Annotated in this window: 17 protein-coding genes and 1 pseudogene; 10 read left to right on the top strand and 8 right to left on the bottom strand. The window is 42.2% G+C overall.

All coding sequences use genetic code 11. The features are described 5' to 3' along the window. Positions 1-23: 23 nt before the first annotated feature. The gene (gene dapE, locus GSF04_RS14650) at positions 24-1,328 is read right to left on the bottom strand and encodes a succinyl-diaminopimelate desuccinylase (protein WP_211857634.1); all 1,305 of its coding nucleotides are present in this window, start codon (positions 1,326-1,328) and stop codon (positions 24-26) included. A gap of 729 nt (positions 1,329-2,057) precedes the next feature. Between dapE and GSF04_RS14645 the strand changes: the two genes are divergently transcribed. Then, positions 2,058-2,372, top strand: a complete 315-nt coding sequence (locus GSF04_RS14645) for a hypothetical protein (protein WP_010604891.1) — start codon at positions 2,058-2,060, stop codon at positions 2,370-2,372. Positions 2,373-2,456: 84 nt separating this feature from the next. Here GSF04_RS14645 and GSF04_RS14640 read toward each other — a convergent pair whose 3' ends face one another. Continuing rightward, on the bottom strand, positions 2,457-3,383 hold the full coding sequence (locus tag GSF04_RS14640; protein WP_211857633.1) for a DMT family transporter: 927 nt from the start codon (positions 3,381-3,383) through the stop codon (positions 2,457-2,459). Between the two features lie 114 nt (positions 3,384-3,497). Here GSF04_RS14640 and GSF04_RS14635 point away from each other — a divergent pair, with 114 nt between their 5' ends. From GSF04_RS14635 to GSF04_RS14620, 4 genes and pseudogenes are all read left to right on the top strand, one after another. Beyond that, positions 3,498-3,977, top strand: coding sequence for an Lrp/AsnC family transcriptional regulator (locus GSF04_RS14635; protein WP_069022524.1), 480 nt, complete (start codon positions 3,498-3,500; stop codon positions 3,975-3,977). Positions 3,978-4,135: 158 nt separating this feature from the next. Continuing rightward, positions 4,136-5,335 carry a lipoprotein-releasing ABC transporter permease subunit gene (locus GSF04_RS14630; RefSeq protein WP_211857632.1) on the top strand — a complete coding sequence of 400 codons (1,200 nt, stop codon included), beginning with the start codon at positions 4,136-4,138 and terminating at the stop codon, positions 5,333-5,335. After that, positions 5,328-6,016, top strand: a pseudogene (lolD, locus tag GSF04_RS14625) (lipoprotein-releasing ABC transporter ATP-binding protein LolD). The gene GSF04_RS14630 and the pseudogene lolD overlap by 8 nt, the downstream one beginning before the upstream one ends. Continuing rightward, positions 6,009-7,238 (top strand): lipoprotein-releasing ABC transporter permease subunit, encoded by a 1,230-nt coding sequence (locus GSF04_RS14620; protein ID WP_211857630.1) that lies wholly within the window; start codon positions 6,009-6,011, stop codon positions 7,236-7,238. Before lolD ends, GSF04_RS14620 begins: the two are co-directional and overlap by 8 nt. A gap of 72 nt (positions 7,239-7,310) precedes the next feature. On the opposite strand, the gene sbcB is transcribed toward GSF04_RS14620, so the two are convergent. Next, positions 7,311-8,780 carry an exodeoxyribonuclease I gene (gene sbcB / locus GSF04_RS14615; protein WP_211857628.1) on the bottom strand — a complete coding sequence of 490 codons (1,470 nt, stop codon included), beginning with the start codon at positions 8,778-8,780 and terminating at the stop codon, positions 7,311-7,313. Positions 8,781-9,073: 293 nt separating this feature from the next. Then, positions 9,074-10,276, bottom strand: a complete 1,203-nt coding sequence (locus GSF04_RS14610; protein ID WP_211857626.1) for an MFS transporter — start codon at positions 10,274-10,276, stop codon at positions 9,074-9,076. A 107-nt stretch (positions 10,277-10,383) separates the two neighbouring features. Between GSF04_RS14610 and GSF04_RS14605 the strand changes: the two genes are divergently transcribed. Continuing rightward, positions 10,384-11,274, top strand: a complete 891-nt coding sequence (locus tag GSF04_RS14605; protein WP_211857624.1) for a LysR family transcriptional regulator — start codon at positions 10,384-10,386, stop codon at positions 11,272-11,274. A 19-nt stretch (positions 11,275-11,293) separates the two neighbouring features. Here GSF04_RS14605 and GSF04_RS14600 read toward each other — a convergent pair whose 3' ends face one another. After that, positions 11,294-11,725: a MarR family transcriptional regulator gene (locus GSF04_RS14600; RefSeq protein ID WP_193521485.1), complete on the bottom strand. Its 432-nt coding sequence runs from the start codon at positions 11,723-11,725 to the stop codon at positions 11,294-11,296. Between the two features lie 187 nt (positions 11,726-11,912). Between GSF04_RS14600 and GSF04_RS14595 the strand changes: the two genes are divergently transcribed. Then, positions 11,913-12,341, top strand: coding sequence for an organic hydroperoxide resistance protein (locus tag GSF04_RS14595; protein WP_211857622.1), 429 nt, complete (start codon positions 11,913-11,915; stop codon positions 12,339-12,341). 237 nt (positions 12,342-12,578) lie between these two features. On the opposite strand, the gene GSF04_RS14590 is transcribed toward GSF04_RS14595, so the two are convergent. The 3 genes from GSF04_RS14590 to GSF04_RS14580 form a co-directional block, all read right to left on the bottom strand. Next, entirely contained in the window at positions 12,579-13,022 is a 444-nt protein-coding gene (locus GSF04_RS14590; RefSeq protein ID WP_045990087.1) for a hypothetical protein, read from the bottom strand. A 243-nt stretch (positions 13,023-13,265) separates the two neighbouring features. After that, positions 13,266-15,416: an ATP-binding protein gene (locus tag GSF04_RS14585; protein ID WP_211857620.1), complete on the bottom strand. Its 2,151-nt coding sequence runs from the start codon at positions 15,414-15,416 to the stop codon at positions 13,266-13,268. Then, a complete protein-coding gene (locus GSF04_RS14580; protein WP_211857618.1) occupies positions 15,391-16,578 on the bottom strand; it encodes an extracellular solute-binding protein in 1,188 nt (395 codons plus the stop codon). Before GSF04_RS14580 ends, GSF04_RS14585 begins: the two co-directional genes overlap by 26 nt. 237 nt (positions 16,579-16,815) lie before the next feature. Between GSF04_RS14580 and tmk the strand changes: the two genes are divergently transcribed. Genes tmk through GSF04_RS14565 form a run of 3 tightly spaced genes read left to right on the top strand, consistent with a single transcriptional unit; the run spans position 16,816 to position 18,705 of the window. Beyond that, the gene (gene tmk / locus GSF04_RS14575; RefSeq protein ID WP_211857616.1) at positions 16,816-17,469 is read left to right on the top strand and encodes a dTMP kinase; all 654 of its coding nucleotides are present in this window, start codon (positions 16,816-16,818) and stop codon (positions 17,467-17,469) included. Next, on the top strand, positions 17,462-18,370 hold the full coding sequence (gene holB, locus GSF04_RS14570; RefSeq protein ID WP_045961842.1) for a DNA polymerase III subunit delta': 909 nt from the start codon (positions 17,462-17,464) through the stop codon (positions 18,368-18,370). Before tmk ends, holB begins: the two co-directional genes overlap by 8 nt. An 11-nt stretch (positions 18,371-18,381) precedes the next feature. Further along, on the top strand, positions 18,382-18,705 hold the full coding sequence (locus tag GSF04_RS14565) for a PilZ domain-containing protein (RefSeq protein ID WP_039497871.1): 324 nt from the start codon (positions 18,382-18,384) through the stop codon (positions 18,703-18,705). Positions 18,706-18,707: the final 2 nt, after the last annotated feature.

Here is an 18,707-nt window from a genome sequence, read left to right as displayed (position 1 = left end):
TGAAGTTATCTATTTTCTATTAATTAGCGAAGTTGCAGTAGTTCATCTTGAGCGGTTGAGTGAACATGAAGCGTAGGGTAGAGCAGGCGTTTATAGATGCCGTAGTAAAGCTGTTGAAGCTGGATTAAGTCGGATGTTGTTGTGTGTTCATCTATTTGATGAATGGTTTTGTTCACCAGTCCGAGTTCTAGTACTGAGGTTGATATTTCAGCAATAAAGCGGCCATCCGACGTTCCCCCTGCGGTCGATAGTTTTGGTGTGAAATGACATTGACTGTTGATTTCATCGCAGACGATAGCGAGGGATGGAGAAGGGATCTCTTCATTATTTACGCAGTAATAGGGTTGGCAGGGGTTGCTGGTCGTTAATGCATAATTGAGCGTATGTTCTTCGATGGTTTCTCTTACCAGCTCGACCAATTCATATTCGTCGTATGCGGGAGTATAACGGATATTAAAATTTAGCTGACATTGGCTTGGAATGATGTTGTCAACAAAATTTCCTGAATGTACATGGGTGAATTGCAGCGTGGTCGAGTCAAAGTTATCACAGTGCTTTGGCCAATCCTGCGACAATAGTGCTTGCATAATATTTTGCGCCAAATGGATGGCATTGGTCGCTTTTTGAGGGTAAGCCACATGTCCACTTTTACCATGTAAATTGACGGTAAAAGACAAAGCGCCACGACGACCGACTTTCAGTGTGTCTGCTACATACGCTTCTGAGCTTGGCTCTCCGACCAAGGTAAAATCAAATGCAATACGCTGCTGTTTTAAAAAATGAGCGATCCGCTTGGTTCCGTGTTCCGCTTCGCCTTCCTCGTCGCTGGTGAGTAGCAACCAAAGCTCTTTTTCCGGTACTCCAAATTCTGTCACTAGAGCCTCAATTGCACAGAAAAAGGCGGCAATAGCGCCTTTCATATCAACAATACCTCTAGCGAAGAGGCAGCCATTGTGTTCTGTCAGCTTAAAAGGGTTAAACTGCCAATCTTGTGCACTTCCTGCCGGTACTACATCGGTATGACCAAGAAAAGCAAACCTAGCGTCACTATTGTTACCTATACTTGCTACTAAGTTACTCACATCACGAACAGGCAAGTGCTTGATTGAAAAACCCAAAGTCCGCAGCTCTTGTGCTAACCACAGTTGACACCCAACATCATCCGGCGTGATTGATTTAAATGCGACTAACTGCCGTGCAATGTCAACAACGCGGTGGCTGGCATGTTCATCCTCTTCAATACCTTGAAACTCCTCGTGTAGAGCCTCGATATCCTCTAGCGCTTCAGAGACAAGTTCGTAACAAGTGTTTGAAGAAAAGTCATTCATCTCAAAAAACCTCAATGCAGAAGTATGATAAATAGGCAATTAAAAATAATGCTGTACACATTTTAATTACACTTCGTTCACAAGTTGCGTATTCAAACATTGAAATTATTTAGATGCTAATGATTTTATTTTGACTGAATTAACCTAAATAATTTCATTGTTGTTTTTTGTGGAGTAATTGTTTTTGTTATTTACAACACTGTTTATATGGTTTTTATATTTTAGTTTTATTGAATTAAGTTTGGTGTAAATGCTCTATGTACTAATATTCTGAATGTATGAAAAATAATTTCTCTTAATGATCAATGTTGTATTTTTATTGTTTGAGCTATGTCTTGTGTTATTCGTAATTAAAAAAATTGCGGTGTTTAGGTTAATGGCATTGTGACTTTTTAAACTGTGCGAGTTTGTTGTGCGAAATGCGCTATTAAGATAAATAGAATTAATTTCTGTTATTTCTTTTTGTTATTTAAGTTGTGTCTGATATTCTTATTTAATCTAAGTAAGAAGGGAGCCAAAGTATGTGCCTTTACGTATTAGGGGGGATTTTTTATTTGTGTGGCTTTAATGTTGAAATTGTTTTTATAAATTTAATGAATTTATTCTTGAGTTGTCATATTTAATGAATAAAATAGCAAGCGCTATAGAGTTTTTATTCAATATTTTTATTACTGTTACAGTATTTTGCTGTTTTTGATCTATAGCGCTGACTTAAATTAAGGATGAAAAATGAAAAAGCTAATCACCGCACTCGTTGCATTCACTGCATTGTCTGTATCTGCTCAAGAAGTAGAGGAGGCGAAAGCACTCGTTACTCAACAAAACATTAAAATTGTTGCTATTGGCCAAAGCGGCTGGGATCCAATTTGGAGAGAGCCTACCTGTAGCATCCAAAAAACGGATGAGGATGCTGTTGGCAATGCTTACATGATCAGTCATTACGACATGTGTTTATGCCAAAACAGTAAAAAAGCGAGCTATCTAATTGAAGATACACAAAGCAACCCTAAGCAAGCTGCGGTTATTTGTTATCTAGAGCAGTAAGCTAGTCAACAGCAGCAGAGCAAAGTACTTGCACTTTACTCTGCTGTTATCACTGGTATTTCCTTTAAGTTCGAATTAGCTAAATTAACTAGCTTTTTGCTTTGGTGTGCTAAATAACTTGCCTAACTTCCAATCGAACTTTACAGCGCTGACGGCCGTTAAGATTAAAACAATCCCAAGCGTTTGTAGCATCGAAATCGTGTGCTCGAATGCAATAAAATCTACAAACAGCGCCACGACCGGATAAATAAAAGAAAGAATAGCGATTAATGTGGTGCTTAAGCGTTGAAACGCATCATACATGATCACATACATAAACCCTGTGTTGACGACGCCTAAGAATAGGATATTGCCCCAGCTCGATGAAGTCTCTGGGAAGTGTGCAAAATCAACCCAAGGTAACAAAAATAAGCCACCAAAAAAGATTTGGATCACAGCAACTACACCGGATGGCACTTGGCTTACCTTTTTCGTCATCAGCGTTGTAATGGTATACAGAAATGCAGCTCCAAGTGCTAGTAGCAGACCAAAAACGGCTTGGTTACTCTCTTGTGCAAAAATAACTGCGACGATTTCTTGATACGGGATCCCAACAACCAACCATAATCCCACCACGGCGATGGCCAACCATAAAAGGATTGCCTTACTTGGATACTGACGATAAAGCACCGCGCTTAATAATACCAACATCAAAGGTTGTAGATGGTATGCGATGATTGAAATTGAAAAAGGAATATAGTCAAACGAGGCGAATAATAGCACCCAGTTTCCGACCAGCGCGATACCGCCGAGCAAGATGGTCATAAAAACGGGACCTTTAAACACCTCTTTTGTCAGTTGCTTTGTTACGAGCACGTATCCAAGAAGGCACAATGCGCCAATAACACAACGTAAAAATACCACATTCCAATAGGATTGTTGTGCACTGACGACAAAGTATCCTATGGTGCCGGACAGCACCATAGCTATTATCATCTCTATTGAACCTTTTTCTTTATCTGAGCCAAACATTGTTCACACCTTGTCATATTCAATTCTATACTTGCATATTACTTAGGGTTTGCCGTATTACTAATAGACAATAAAAGGCTAATTTTTCTAATTTCCTAAAAATGAAAGGCAAAAATGCGAAAACTAATTAATAATGAAAAATGGTCGCTTGATGCGATAGATAGCAAGCTTATAAAGCTGTTAGAAAACAACAGCCGAGTGTCCGTTGCTGAAATGGCTCGTGCTGTGAATATGTCTTCACCGAGTGTGAATGAGCGCATGAAACGTATGGAAGAGTATGGGGTAATTAGTAAATACAGTATTGAATTAGACCCAGAAAGCTTTGATTACCCGCTGACAGCGATTGTGCGTATTCGTCAGCATCCCGGTAAACTAAAACAACTTGAAGCGATGATCCAAAACATTCCTGAAGTGATTGAATGTGACAAAGTGACGGGAGAGGATTGTTTTTATGTGAGGTTGTGTTTTGAGAGTATGCCTAAGCTAGACGAAATTTTGGATAAAGTCTCGACACTAGGTGATACCCACACATCGGTGGTGAAATCAACAATAGTCAAACGTAGAAACGTGCCATATCAGATCCGCAAAAGGTAATCGTTAAGTATGGCGAGCAGTAAAGTTTTGACGGGATAAGCAATGCGCACCTAAACGTCAACAAATTTATAGTTTGTCACACTTTTTATAGCAATCCTGCCATCAATCTGGTTTTGAGTATGTTAGTATCCGTGCAGCAGTTTTTTACGAGATAGATTATGTTTCAACCAGTTAGCCTCTTTGTTGGGTTAAGATATAGCCGTGCTGCGAAAGGCAATGCATTTATATCGTTTATCTCATTTTTCTCAATTGCGGGTATCGCCCTTGGCTTAATGAGTTTGATCACCGTCAGCTCAGTGATGAATGGCTTTGAGCAAACCTTAAAAGCCGCCATGCTTGATTTGATCCCGCATGTGCAAATTAAGGAAAATGAGCAACTTGATCAAAATAAATTACAAGCCATTGAAAATCATCCGTTGGTTAAGCAAGTTTCGCCATATGTTGCAAGTGATGTAATTCTACAAACCAATCAAGATTTGGTGGGCGTGCAACTTCAAGGGCTATTTCAAGGGTATGAAACTGCTTTGGATGATGCCGTACGCGCAGGTAGCTTAACTCGATTGTACGAGCAAAAATACCAAGTGGCACTGAGTCGCTATTTAGCCAATAAACTTGGCGTAAGCGTTGGTCAACAACTTCGCGTGATCATGCCTGAATTCACCACATACACACCGCTTGGTCGCACGCCGACGCAGCGCTTATTCACCGTAGCTGCCATATATGATGGCCAAAGCGAAGCTGACACTTATTTGGCATTTGCCGATGGCAAAAGCTTGCAGCGGTTAATGCGCAAGAAGCCAGAGCAATACGACCTTAACATTCATTTATATGATGCTTTTAGCCTGCCTGATTTTTATCAGCAAGCGGACAGCTTGTTACAAGGGCTCGAGACACAGGATTGGCAAACTCAGCAAGGCACATTGTTTGCGGCGGTTGCAATGGAAAAGCGCATTATGTCGCTATTACTTGGCCTTATTGTGATAGTGGCTGTATTTAATATCATTTCAGCGCTATCTATGATGGTGAGTGAAAAGCAAGGGGAAGTGGCTATTTTGCAAACGCTCGGCTTTACACCACAAATGATAGCAAAAGTGTTTATGGCGCAAGGGATGTATAACGGCGTTTTTGGCACACTCATTGGTGTTGCTGGTGGATTATTGCTTTCGAACAATATTAATGAGGTGCTCCACTTCGCAGGCCTTCAGTTGCTTGGTGGCGCTGAACTTCCGGTCAAAATAGAACTAACAGATTTAACGATTATGGCAGTGGGCAGCATATTGCTAAGCTTTTTAGCAACCTTGTATCCAGCTAAACGCGCGTCGAGTGTGCTGCCAGCAGAGGTATTAAGATATGAGTGATTTAGTCATTGACTGCCAGGACTTGGTCAAAAGCTACCAAGATGGTAAAGCCGAGGTAACGGTATTAAAAGGCGTTGATTTATCTGTAACCCAAGGTGAAATGCTTGCGATTGTAGGTAGCTCGGGCTCAGGTAAAAGTACTTTACTGCATATTCTAGGTACCTTGGATAAAGCATCCACCGGCAGTGTAAGAATCAAAGGTGTGGAAGTTGGCAAGCTGTCGCGTAAAAAGCAGGCGGAATTTAGAAATAAGCATTTGGGTTTTATCTATCAGTTTCATCATTTGTTGATGGAGTTTAGCGCGGTTGAAAATGTGGCGATGCCATTACTAATTGCCGGTAATAAAGCAAAACAAGCCCGCGAAAAGGCATTACTCATGCTTGATAAAGTAGGCTTGAGTCATCGTGCTGATCATAAGCCTTCAGAGCTTTCTGGGGGGAGAGACAGCGTGTTGCGATAGCAAGAGCGTTAGTAACAGAACCTGATTTGGTGCTAGCTGATGAACCAACCGGCAATCTTGATAAGCATAATGCACTGCGAATTTATGACTTGCTGGCTGAACTCAATCAACAGCTAAAAACCAGCTTTGTTGTTGTAACACACGACTTAGAGTTGGCAGATAAGCTTGGTCGTGCAGTGCAACTGGACGATGGCAAAGTAGGTGTGTATCAGCATGCTTAGTTATTTTTTAAGCAAACGCTTTAGAGAGTCTAAACGTCAGCTTGGTTTTATTGGTTTTTTAACCCGTGCTTCTACGCTTGGTGTAATGCTGGGTATGGCAGTATTGATAGTCGCACTTTCTGTGATTAATGGTTTTGAAGAACAATTAGAGCAGCGGCTGTTGTCGGTGGTGCCGCAAGTGAGTTATCAAGCACCTTACGACCCTATTCAAGCGTGGCAGCAAAAAGTAGAGATCTTGGAGAGTCAGCGTGGCATCGTAAGCGCGACGGCTGAAATTAACTTAACAGCTATGCTGCAATACAAAGGCACCTTAAAAGCGGCGCAGTTAAAAGGGATCGCACCGGATAGGCATCATACGGTGTCGAGCATAGGTGATTTTATAGAAGGTGCGGAACTAAAAGCATTAAAACCGGGTGAAGTGATCATCGGTAAAGGGATAGCTGACAAGCTTGGTGTCGTGGCTGGCGATAATATTCAACTCTTGGTTGCTAACAAACATTCGGATAATCCACTCGCTGCGCCAAAGCGATTAACAGCAACGGTGGTGGGGCTTATCGATATGGGTGGGCCACTTGACCAAACATTAGCGTTAGTGCCGCTTAATGCACTGCAAGAAGCGATGGACTTTAGAGAAGATCAAGTAACGGACTTGCGTGCCAAGGTGAGTGATGTGTTTCAGGCACAGCAAATCGCGACATCAGCGGGTAGGGCATTACCCGATTTAGTGTACGTATCGTCTTGGTTTCGCACGCAAGGCGGACTGTATCAGGATATTCAGATGGTGCGCACTATCGTCTATCTCGTGGTATTTCTGATCATCGCTGTCGCGAGCTTTAATATCGTTTCTTCTATGGTGATGGAAGTAAAAGAAAAGCGGGCGGATATCGCCATTTTGAAAACCATGGGCGCACAGGACAGTACGATTTTCTCGACTTTTGCGCTACAAGGTGTGACGTATGCAGGGATTGGTGCATTGCTAGGCACTGGGATCGGCATTTTTATTGCTATTAATATTCCCGATATTTTTAAAGCTTGGATCAATATGAGTGATAGCAATCCGCTTGAAGGCGTCTACTTTATTGAATACTTACCGAGCAAAATTATTTGGACAGACATTTATATCAGTTTAGTCACGACTTTTGTTATGGCAGTCGTCGCAAGCTTATATCCCGCTTGGCAAGCCACCAAAACGGATCCTGCCAAAGTACTGGGAAATGGGTAACACCTAAAACCGTAGGTCGGCCTTTAGGCCGACCTCCAATGGGCCGACACCCATAGGTCGAAAACCTGCGAATTACAAACTTTGAGCGTAATGGTAAAGCGCTTTTAAGATCTGCATATTGCGCTCATTACCTTCATTTTCGGCGACTAAGTTTTCAAGCTCCAGCATAAAATCTTCGGCTGAAATTGAAGGGTTATCTTCATTATGCATCAACTTGTTTTGGCAATATTTACGCCATTTATCAAGCTCTACAGGTGAGAGCGACTGCGGCCAGTTTCTTGCCCGATAGCGAAACAACAAAGTGTTAAATTTACTGTCTTCAAAATCCAGTTCAATGGTCGCCAGCTCTTCGGGCGATGCATTGCGAATGATTGCAAATTTGGCTTTATCGGCCTTGCTGGTGAAACCATCGTAGAGTTGATAATCCGGATTGCTTGGTTTCTCGAATCCTTTTTCATCGCTAAAGACTTCTGCAACCTTATCCCTTAGCTCTGGGCGTGCTTTAAGGTACTTTAAGTTTTCAAGGCATTGCTCGCGGTCAATTCCAAGCCTTGCTGCGTTTTCGGGCAAGAGGGTCTTAGCTGGTGCTACCAGCGGGCATTTATTGATATGTACTAGTTTTAATCCAACCGGTAGCTCATCATCACCCAATTCACTGCGTTTTGTATAAAGCCGTTGTTTGAGTGCCTCAACGTCAAGGTCATTCAATACCTCCGGCGACTGTGTTAAGTCAAAGCAGATCACGGCATTGCTATTGACCGGGTGAAAACTCATCGGGGCAATCCAAGTGGTGCAACCTTGTTGCGCTGGAAACATAGAAGAAACGTGTACTAAAGGCTGCATATTGAAAACATCGATTAGGCTCGACACCGCTTTTTTATGTCTGTGATTAAAGTAGAACTCATACAGTTTTGGCTGTTTGGTTTTAATCAGTTTTGCCAGCGCAATCGTTGCGGTAACATCACTCAGTGCATCGTGCGCGGCGCCGTGCTCAATGCCATTGGCGACGGTTAAGTGTTCCAGTTTAAAACTAGGGTTACCATCTTCACGGGTTGGCCATTCAATTCCTTCAGGGCGAAGCGCATAGCAGGCTCTAACTAGATCTATGATATCCCAGCGGCTATTGCCATTTTGCCATTCACGTTCATAGGGGTCATAAAAATTACGATAAAGGCTATAACGGGTTAGCTCATCATCAAACCGAATACTGTTATATCCGGCAACGCAGGTTTGTGGTTTGGCAAATTCAGCGTGGATCTTTGCCATAAACTCGGCCTCAGTCAGGCCTTTTTTTAGTGCTAACTGTGGTGTGATCCCAGTGACCAAACAGGCTTGAGGATGCGGGAGATAATCAGGCGCTGGTTGACAATACTCAATCAGTGGCTCACCAATAATATTGAGATCCAGATCCGTTCTGATCCCAGCAAACTGGCTTGGCCTGTCTTTTTGCGGCGTCGCACCCCAACTCTCGTAGTCGTGCCAATAGATAGTCGGGATGTTCTGGGCATTATTTGGTGTATCTGATTGGTTTGTATTTGTCATAAAATCAAAAAGTTATTCTACTGTTTTTGTTTGTTTTGGTTAATCATATTTGTCGTGATGGCATGACAACTGTGTATATTAATGTGTATATCAGTTCACACCAGTGTGTATACCGTGATAACTAAGCTGTTTGCCGCTATGCGGACACATATGACTAACGATAGATTGGCATTATCGCATAGAGGCGCGCTTAGAGTAAGGCGTAACCATGGCGGATTGTGTTATTAAAGCAGAGCAAAGCGATAATTGGGGCAAGCTGCCCAATTATCTATTGATCAATCACTAAATCGCGATTAAAAGCGCTTACTTTGAAAGTTTTTCCACATAACAACCGTTATAACTACCAATAGGGTTGAGACAACAATCAAGACATTAAAATTAAGTGTGTGGTTTTCGCGGGGCATGACTAGCAAACTTGCAATGGTGCCGCCAGAGGCTATCGCAAAGTGCTGTATCGCATTTTGCAGACTAATAAAGGTACTGCGCTCTTCTGCGTGAAGTGAGGTTATGAGTTCTGTCACTAAGATCATAGAACGGGTAGCGCTTGCAATCACAAACAGGGTAAACAGTCCGGCTGCAAAAACAACTGAGCTTATCGTAAAGCCAAACAAGGCTGCTAATATCATCAAGCCACTAAGAAAGTAAATTAAGTATGAGGTTGTGTGATTGTTTAGCTTACGTCGAGCGTATAGCTGAATTGCAATAAACGAACACACACCACTTAACAAATAGCATGCGCTTAGCATTGGGCTTGAGATGCTTAAGTTGGTAATTAGCATCACCGGAAATTGAGTTGAAATTGCAAATGTACTTAGCACCACAAAAAATGCGATGAACAGAGCATATTTAAGGGTTTTGGTCGGGTGAAATGTGTTGCTCGGCATTGGGTTGCTAGCGCTGCTTTGCGAAGCTTGCTTTATGTTTGAGAGGAATATAAATGTAAATAATAGCGCTGTAATGGCTAAGCCACTTCCTAGTATCATGAACCCCAACTGCCAGCCTTGATTTGCCGTGATAAATAATAGAGCAGGGATCCCAATTGCCAAGGCGAGTGGAAAAGCACTCAGCAGTATCGCGGTGTCTTTTTTCTTGTCGTTTTCATGGCTTAGCTGGATCACCAAGTTGAGATTAAGTACTACCAGTGCGCCGCCACAAATGCCAGTCAATGCACGTACTAAAAGCAGGATATAAAAACTCTCGAGCGCTGAAGTAAGCAAGGTTAACAATGTGGTTGCTGACAGAAAAATAAAGACCTTGTATTTCTCCTTTGAAAGGTTGCCGGTACCACGCACCCATAAACAAGTGAAAGCTGCGGCAATTGCATAAGCTGAAACGAGTAGTCCTGAATTTGATGGGCTGGTACCTGAACTTAGCGCCATTTCTGCACTAAAGGGCACGATAATTAATGCATCTAATGCGATTAAAAAGTGGATGACAAAACATAACCCAAATTTAGCTTTTGGGCTTGCTAAGCTGGTCATTGAAGCTGAAAACATAGACATCCTTAATTGATGTAAACAAAGAAGTCTTGATTGTATTAGCCTTGATTAGGTAATAAAGTGTCCATTATTGAATTGATAAACCCATATTTTGGGCTAATAAAATGATTGATCAGATTGACCCCCAGTGGCTTAACAGTTTCCACTGTGTTTATGAATGCTTAAGCTTCAAACAAGCTGCAGAGTTTCTGGATATTCCGACCTCCAACGTAAGTCGTCACATCGCACTACTTGAAGAGAAGCTTGATGCAAGATTGTTGGAACGAACGACAAGGCGGATCTCAGTGACAGAGGCGGGTGAGCAGCTTTATGTGAGTACCAAGCCGTTAATCGATTCGCTGTCGGATGCGTTGCAAGAAGTCAATAAACATGCCTCTACGCCAATGGGTCATTTGCGTATAATGATGCCCGATATCCCCATACTTGGCCAAGCGGTAGTAACCTTTTGCGCTGCGCATCCATTAATATCAATAAGTTGTGACACTAGCCTGAGTCCAAGAGAAAACCTCTTAGATGGCTTTGATGTCGTGCTTTACTTTCATCGTGGCAAGCTTGAGGATAGTAATTGGGTGGTTAAAGAGCTGGCTCGATTACCAAGCGTTGTGGTGGCAGCTCCCAGCTTGCTAGAAAAGCATACTTCGCCGTATAGATTAGCTGATTTACAGTCTCTTCCTTGTATTTCAACCCTTACCGCCGTAAACGGTACGCCTTGGGTATTTACCACCAAGGATGGAAGATTAACGACGGTGAATGTTAAATCGAACTTCAGAGTAAACAGTGGGTTTATAGCCAAGTCTGCCGCGCTATCTGGGGTTGGGTTTGCTATCTTGCCACTGAACTCCTGTAAAGCAGAAATCGAGTCAGGCGCGCTGATACCAATCGAGTTAGAGCAGCAACCAGAAGACCTCGTGCTTTATGCGTTCTATGCTGGCCGTAAACATCTGGCCAAAAAAATATCAGCATTTCTGGCACATTTAGAACGCGCGCTACAATGACCCTCTATTGATTTCTACTTTAAGCCAAATCATCATTGATCGAATCTAGTAATTCAATAAGTGCTTGTGCTTTTTGCTCGTCGATACTTGGAAACTTACAACGGATCTGCTCGGGAATTGTGGCAGCTTGGTGTCGCAGATCATGACCCTTACTTTGTAGTTTTACCACTCGTTTGCGCTTATCTTTTTCGTCTTTAACGATAGAGAGCAGGGCTTTGTCAGTCATTTTCTTTAAGATTTGCGTCATAGCACCGCCATCGATGGCGGTTTTCTCTAGTAACTCAGCAATGCTGATTTCATCTTTCTCCCAAAGTGCCATCATCACCACATATTGAGGATAGGTTAAGTCGAGTTTTTGTAAAGATGCTCGGTAAGCACGGGCAATACCATTGGAAGCCATGTAAAGGCGGTGGCAGATTTGAGCGTCCAGTTTTAGTTGTGGGTAGTTCATCACATATTCCTACAAAGTAGCTAAACTATATTTTAATTTGCACACAAAGTATTTGCAATTCTAAAAAATTGATTTATTATTTTGCGTACAAAGTAAATATTGAATTGATTTTACTTCATCTGGAGTAAAGCCTTGCTGCGTTAAGGTGTAGGTGAGTACTCTACAAGCACAAACTTAGGAGAACGAAATGAAAGAACTACAAAGTATTGCATATACGGCGAAAGCAACTGCCACTGGTGGTCGAGAAGGTGTGGCAAAATCTGACGATGGTCGTCTTGATGTTGCTCTTTCGACACCAAAAAGCTTAGGTGGTGATGACGGGCAAGGGACTAATCCAGAGCAGTTGTTTGCAGCAGGTTATGCGGCGTGTTTTATTGGCGCATTAAAATTGGTGGCAGGCAAAGCAAAAGTTAAGTTGCCAGAAGACACACATATTAACTCTGAAGTGTCTATTGGGCCAATCGAAGGTGGCTTCGGGATAGCGGTGAAATTGGCGGTATCGGTTGGCGACTTAGACAAAGACACGGCGCAGTCACTCGTTGAGAAAGCTCACGAAGTTTGTCCATATTCAAATGCTACTCGTGGCAATATCGCGGTTGAGCTTTCAGTTATTTAACTAACCTGAGGTTTGGATAAGGAATGAACTAACTAACTGTTTTTAATCACCTTAAACTATCTTCTTACCTAGCCAGAGAGTTTTGAGGATAACAAGGCGAATTTACGTATCAATAGCTGGCTATTGGAAGTGAATTCAACGCAGTTAGCGTTAAAACTGGCTGCTAGAAAGGCATTAATTATCCGAAGCTTAGGTTAACTAACTTAAGTGAGTTAGAGCCAGCATTTTGACGCTGGCTTATGTGTTTTCTAACGGGTCGGTGACATTAAAGCAATGAATATCACCGCCCGTTCTAAAATCAACACGTTTAACTTGCTCAACGATTTCCACCGTATTATAACCATTGAGTAAACCAAACATCGCTGCTTGTTGGCCAGAGCCGATGGCATAAGATTGCGCTAAGGGTTCAGATTTACAGGTGCCTCTTTTTACACAGCCATACCATACGCCTTTTTTGGGGTGGTATTTAATGAATTCCAAACTCTCAATCGTATCAAACTGATTATTTGAAAAATTGTGCTGCAAATTGTATATATCGCATGTCTGGCCAGTGCAAAACACTCTCCAGCCGTGATAATCAAACCACTTTTGAGCGTTATCTGTAACGATTATCTTGTCGGTAGTGGTTCTACTATCACAGGCTATTTCTGCTGTTTTCGCGTTATAGACGATGGTTGTCATTCCTTTTGACTCCTATGAAATTACATTCGATGAAACCATGCAATAGTGCAGGTAAAAATGCTGATGGTATAAAGACTTGAATGCTAATTGAATGTTGTACTAGAAGAAGTTTACCTGAGGTGAATATCTGCTTTCAGGCTAAGATTATAAGAATTTCACGATGTTATTCAATTGTAACTTAAGTGAACTTTCTTCAATTTAGCTTATTACATCTAGCCAACTAAAATGGGACTAAATTGACCGTTAACTCACAATCGTATTTATCACTTCATAAAGTTTTTTCATATCTATCGGTTTTGCGACGCAATTATCAAATCCAAGCTGCTGATAATTTTCTAAATCTCCCGACATCACGTTGGCCGTGACGGCAATAAGCGGCGTTGTTTTATCTTGTTCTCTGACTTCTGAACATACTTTTAGGCCATCTTTTTTTGGCATCTGAATATCTACAAAAAAGATATCAGGTTTCAATTCGTGATAAAGCTCTATCGCTTCTTCACCATCCTGAGCTATGACAAGATTCGCTTCAGTTGGTTTAATCATGGCACTAAATATTTTTTGATTAAGGGGATTGTCTTCAGCAAGTAGCAGGTTTTTATCTTTCAAGGCGGGTATAGCTTGCAAGTCTTGCATGATAGATTGTTCTGGTGCGTCGCAAATATCGAGTACGAGTTCAACTGTAAACTCACTGCCAATACCTTCTTTACTTGTCACCGTAACACGTCCGTCCATTAACTCGGCGAGTTGCTTTACAATTGCAAGTCCAAGACCGGTTCCTCCATACTTTCTGGTGGTCGATGAGTCTGCCTGTTGAAATCGATTAAATAGCTTCTTTAGCGCGACTTCGGAAATACCGGCGCCCGTATCTATTACTCGGATGGAGAGATGTTTACCGCCATCTTGGAGTATAATGGTTACAGAGCCGTCACTGGTAAATTTAACGGCATTGGATATTAAATTCCTTAGTATCTGCTTCAAACGCAGCGAATCACCGAGTCGATAAGGGTTAGCGAGTTCTTCAGTATGAATAATCAGGTCGATTTGCTTAGCACTGGCAGTATGGACAAACTCTTGTTTTACTTCAGTGACAATACTTTTGACATCCACCGTCGCTGATTCCATCTTTAATTCACCAGCTTCAATTTTAGAAAAATCAAGTAAATCATTAAGTAAGCTAAGTAATGTTTCTGTGGACGTCATGCCTTGTGCAATGAGTTCTTTGGAGTCTGCTGCATTTCTATGGTGCTTCATCAACTGAAATACGCCATAAATACCGTTAAGTGGCGTTCTTAATTCGTGGCTCATGTTCGCCAAAAAGTGACTTTTTGCCCGCTCTGAACTTTGTGCTTTTACTTTTTCACTTTCAAGAGAGCTGATCTGCTCTTTGATTTGCTTCGCAAGTTGGTTAAGAGTCACTTGAAGTGTTCTTAATTCTCTAAATTCAAAATCGCTTTTTGCAGAAACGTAATGTCCTCGTTTCAGTCGTTCACAATGGCGTTCAAGTGCTTGCATCGGATTGGTCAAGCGTTTTGCTAATCGGCGTAAATACCAGGTAAGTAATACCACTAGCATCAACCCGATAAGCACTATGTATAACACTGCGCGTAAAATGTCGTTACTGTATACTTCGGCTTCTCGTTGTAGCTGTAAATCAAGTGCTACAAAATCGTCTTTTAGTGAATAAATAGGACTGCGGTATACACCTTCTGTGGCATCTGAGGACTGTGTTCCCTCAAGCACAAGCTCTTGACTGGTGAGCCAGATAGACCCTTTTTCCTGATTGGAATCTAAAAATGGTTCAAGATCGACTTCGAGGAATAGTACACCCGTATATTTATAAGGACGCATTAACGATGATAATTTTTGTCTAAGGGGAATGGCGAGAAACAACTTGGCCTGATCAGACGGTTTTTTTTCAATGCTTTCAACTGGGACAACCAGTTTGTCGATTCTTAAAGTGCGTCGCTGTTGCGAGAGGACCTTGTTAGCATGCTCGCTAAATACGGAATTGTTCCAACGTAGGGTATCAAAAGGATATCCCTCTACGGTAAACACGGAACCATCGTTGATAAACGCAGACTTCACCATGTCGGTGTTGTCGACTAAGTTAGTTAGCGCCTTAACCGCGTATTGAGTAAACAGTAGATCGCTCGGTAAGGTAGATAAAATATGGTCTTCACTTAATGGTGCAACTTGATAGATAAGCTCATTGACTTGCGCTTTAAAATCGCTGATAAGACTTGCACCAGTGCGTTTAACGTCTTCTTGCTCTAAGGTTGCCTTTTGTTGCATCAGAGAAAAACCAACCATCGCAACCAGTACAACCAGGAAGAGAGAGAATAATGCCGTAATTTTTCTTTTTATTTCATCAACGATGCTGCGATTTGCTTTCATTCTGTCCCGACTTTGTGACGATAAATTGCATATATTGCGTCGTTTCTTCGACACTATACACACCACCTAAATAGCGTGTTAGTCCCTTTAACATGGCTTCCCAAATATAGGCCATAATAGGTTCATTCGGTTGTGGATAGGTTTCATGCAAAGATGCAATCAGTTGAGACAGTGCTTTGTCGCCGCGTTTTGTAAGTTCAGCTAAGCTGTCGCCGTTTGCTGGCAGCGCATTGAGCTCATCCCATAGTTTATCTTGTACCTTTTGGCTTTGCATAAAGTCAACAAGCTGCTTTAGATGCGGACCTTTTTTAGATTCTATGCCATTGGCAGGAAAAGCCAGTACATGAGACGATGCTAGAGACATCAGCTGATGATTACCCCACCTCGGTAAAGGCGCGATAGCTAGGTCGTCTTTAAGCTTGTCTTTAAGTTGACGATATGCCCAAATTCCATTCACAAAGTAATCGAGCTTGCCAGTCTTAAAGCGATTCATTAAGCATTGATAAACACAATCAGCGTCTATGATGCCGCTGTTGAGAAGTGATTGATAATTGGAAATTGCGAGGCGCATCGCTTTGGTGTCAAGCTGTGGCACGCCAGCCTGAATGAGGTTAGGCTGAAGCGCGTTCGCAAAGGTCACAAACCAATACATTTCATAAAAATTCCAGCCGAGCGTAGGTTTGTCTGTTACAGCATGCTGTGCGTAGGTTTGTAAGTCGGTAATAGGGTGTGGCACAAGTGCGCGGTTGTAATAGAGTACAAGATGGTTGCCATACATAATTGGTACGCCCTTAAGCTCACCATTGACTTTACTGTTCTCAATGACTTTTTGTGTGAGCTTTTTACTTAACCAAGATTCTGGCACCTGAGAAAATTGCAGTTCCGACAACCCCATATAATCGCTGGGAATAATCACGGCATCCGGTAACTGCAGGGCATCTGCATACAACAATAACTCGCTTTTCAACTGATTGTTGTTAAAAGCAAGAATGTTAACTTTAATCCCTGTTTTTGCACTAAATTCTTCAAATAATGGCTGAAAATCAAAGTTTTCAAGTCCTACCGCGACATCTATCTCTGGCGGTTCACTTGCACGTGCATGTACTGGGCTATAAGCCAGAAGAAGTAACATGAACACCAAACAAAGCATTTTACCCAGCATATCAATACGTTTCCTTTACGGGCCTAAAAGGCATGTTAATGTTGCTCGGCATGGGGCGGTTCTTACATAAAACTAATCGGATGTGCTTGTTATTGTAGACCAAATTTTTCTGTTTTAAATTATTTTCAGAATGACAAATTCAATTTGCTAGGCAATTCAATTCTATTTCAGTCGTGAATAATTCACTAAAACACGATAAAATAACAGTCAAATAAGAATGATGAGTACGTCCTTGCTATGAAAAAAGGGTTTATGCTGGTCTGCGATGGCAGCAATGGCGCTGGAAAAACGACGGTTATTGCCGGATTGGAAGCGCATTTAAAACAACGCGGTATTGAAGTTGTGATGACTCGTGAACCTGGTGGAACAGAGATCTCAGAGAAGATCAGAGAAATCATTCTAGATCCCTCAACCCCCGAAATGACAGACATGACGGAGCTTATGTTGTTTGGGGCTGCGCGTGCTCAGCACGTTCGTGAAAAAATTATTCCAGCACTTGAGCAAGGCAAAGTCGTTATTTCTGATCGATTTGACGCTGCAACATTTAGTTTTCAACATTATGCAAGAGGACTAGATCTTGCCACCATCACAACCATTAATCAGCTTGCGCTTGGCGGTTTTCGTCCAGACATGAATTTGATTTTGGACTTGGACCCTGAAGAGGGCTTAAAGCGAGTCAAATCGCGAGGTGAGGGGCTAGATAGACTCGAGGATGAAAAGCAACAATTTTTGCAGCGCGCACGTGAGGGTTATCTCGTTCAAGCGAAGAATGACCCTGAACGATTTACTGTGATTGATGCCAGTCAAAGTAAAGCGCAAGTGCTTGAGCAAAGTATTGAACTACTTGATAGCTTGATAGCCACATACCTTACAGTGGGTGGCAATGAATAATTTGCTTCCAAGTTGGCACAGCGACGCTTTGAGTTATCTTGCTCGGGCACAGCATAATGGTCGTTTGCACCATGCTCAGTTGTTATCGGGCAAAAAAGGTGTGGGAAAGTCTCTGCTTGCGGCGCACTTGGCAGATGCACTTTTATGCTTACATCCACAAAATCTCACTGCCTGTGGGCAATGTAAGCCGTGCAACTTGAACTTAGCTGGTAATCACCCTGATAGACTGAGTGTAGTGCCTGAGGGCAAATCAATCGGGGTGGATGAAATTCGAGAGATCACGCATTTCTTGAACCATTCAGCGCAGCAAGGTGGCAATAAAGTCGCGTTGATTGAGCACGCGCATTTGATGACCCATTCAGCCGCAAATGCGCTGTTAAAAACACTTGAGGAGCCAAATGCTAATCGTTATTTGGTCGTTACCAGCGATGATGACAGTAAGTTACCTGCCACCATTTTGAGCCGCTGTAATAAAGTGGCGATTCACTCGCCCAATCAAGCAGAGGCCGCGCAGTGGCTGGCAGCTAAAAATGTCGCTTGTGATTTCCCTTGGTTTGATGAATTTTCTCTACAGCCATTTATTATCGAAACGTGGCAACAAGAAGGTGCGCTTGACGATGTGACTGCGCTTTATCACGCGGCGAATCAATTAACAGTAGAGAGTGCGCAAACGGTTGAAAAAATTTTGTTAAAGCACAGCGCAATGAGTGATGTATTCGCCCGTTTTTTGCTCAACCGTTTAAAAGGGGCGATGACACAAGGGAATGGTTTGGGTTTTACTCAGTATCAAGACTTAGTGAGCTTAGTACATCGGTTTATGTACGAACAGAAAAATGTGTTAGGGTTAAATCAAAACCTGAGCATTTCTAATTTACTTTTTGCCTTACAAAAACAGCTATAAAGAGGTGGTGCATGCAAGAGTTACTTGCGGATTTTGAAGATTTAGATGAGCTATATCGTTGTTATATGCCATTTCTGAAATCCGGTGGCATATTTATCAAGTCCAATGCCCATTTTGATATGGGGCAAGAATTAAAGCTCAGAGTCACCTTGCCTGACGCCCTTGAAGCGGACGAAGTTGACGTGGTTGTTGCTTGGTTAACACCGCAAGGCGCGCAAAATTCTAATCCATCTGGGGTTGGCGTTGCGTTTGTTGACGCGCCAGCTTTGAACGATAAAATAAATAAGCTTTTGGGTGCGACTTTGCATTCAGATAAACCAACTTACACCATGTAGAG

The organism is Pseudoalteromonas sp. A22 (assembly GCF_018141345.1).
Classification (GTDB): Bacteria; Pseudomonadota; Gammaproteobacteria; order Enterobacterales; family Alteromonadaceae; genus Pseudoalteromonas; species Pseudoalteromonas maricaloris.
Note: the sequence above shows the minus strand (reverse complement) of the source record. Positions and strands in the feature narration are given on the sequence as shown.

What these genes read in the sequence shown, in the direction of transcription:
- dapE (WP_211857634.1), bottom strand. Translation starts at nt 1,328, where the DNA reads ATGAATGACTTTTCTTCAAACACTTGTTACGAACTTGTCTCTGAAGCG.
- GSF04_RS14645 (WP_010604891.1), top strand. Translation starts at nt 2,058, where the DNA reads ATGAAAAAGCTAATCACCGCACTCGTTGCATTCACTGCATTGTCTGTA.
- GSF04_RS14640 (WP_211857633.1), bottom strand. Translation starts at nt 3,383, where the DNA reads ATGTTTGGCTCAGATAAAGAAAAAGGTTCAATAGAGATGATAATAGCT.
- GSF04_RS14635 (WP_069022524.1), top strand. Translation starts at nt 3,498, where the DNA reads ATGCGAAAACTAATTAATAATGAAAAATGGTCGCTTGATGCGATAGAT.
- GSF04_RS14630 (WP_211857632.1), top strand. Translation starts at nt 4,136, where the DNA reads ATGTTTCAACCAGTTAGCCTCTTTGTTGGGTTAAGATATAGCCGTGCT.
- GSF04_RS14620 (WP_211857630.1), top strand. Translation starts at nt 6,009, where the DNA reads ATGCTTAGTTATTTTTTAAGCAAACGCTTTAGAGAGTCTAAACGTCAG.
- sbcB (WP_211857628.1), bottom strand. Translation starts at nt 8,780, where the DNA reads ATGACAAATACAAACCAATCAGATACACCAAATAATGCCCAGAACATC.
- GSF04_RS14610 (WP_211857626.1), bottom strand. Translation starts at nt 10,276, where the DNA reads ATGTTTTCAGCTTCAATGACCAGCTTAGCAAGCCCAAAAGCTAAATTT.
- GSF04_RS14605 (WP_211857624.1), top strand. Translation starts at nt 10,384, where the DNA reads ATGATTGATCAGATTGACCCCCAGTGGCTTAACAGTTTCCACTGTGTT.
- GSF04_RS14600 (WP_193521485.1), bottom strand. Translation starts at nt 11,725, where the DNA reads ATGAACTACCCACAACTAAAACTGGACGCTCAAATCTGCCACCGCCTT.
- GSF04_RS14595 (WP_211857622.1), top strand. Translation starts at nt 11,913, where the DNA reads ATGAAAGAACTACAAAGTATTGCATATACGGCGAAAGCAACTGCCACT.
- GSF04_RS14590 (WP_045990087.1), bottom strand. Translation starts at nt 13,022, where the DNA reads ATGACAACCATCGTCTATAACGCGAAAACAGCAGAAATAGCCTGTGAT.
- GSF04_RS14585 (WP_211857620.1), bottom strand. Translation starts at nt 15,416, where the DNA reads ATGAAAGCAAATCGCAGCATCGTTGATGAAATAAAAAGAAAAATTACG.
- GSF04_RS14580 (WP_211857618.1), bottom strand. Translation starts at nt 16,578, where the DNA reads ATGCTGGGTAAAATGCTTTGTTTGGTGTTCATGTTACTTCTTCTGGCT.
- tmk (WP_211857616.1), top strand. Translation starts at nt 16,816, where the DNA reads ATGAAAAAAGGGTTTATGCTGGTCTGCGATGGCAGCAATGGCGCTGGA.
- holB (WP_045961842.1), top strand. Translation starts at nt 17,462, where the DNA reads ATGAATAATTTGCTTCCAAGTTGGCACAGCGACGCTTTGAGTTATCTT.
- GSF04_RS14565 (WP_039497871.1), top strand. Translation starts at nt 18,382, where the DNA reads ATGCAAGAGTTACTTGCGGATTTTGAAGATTTAGATGAGCTATATCGT.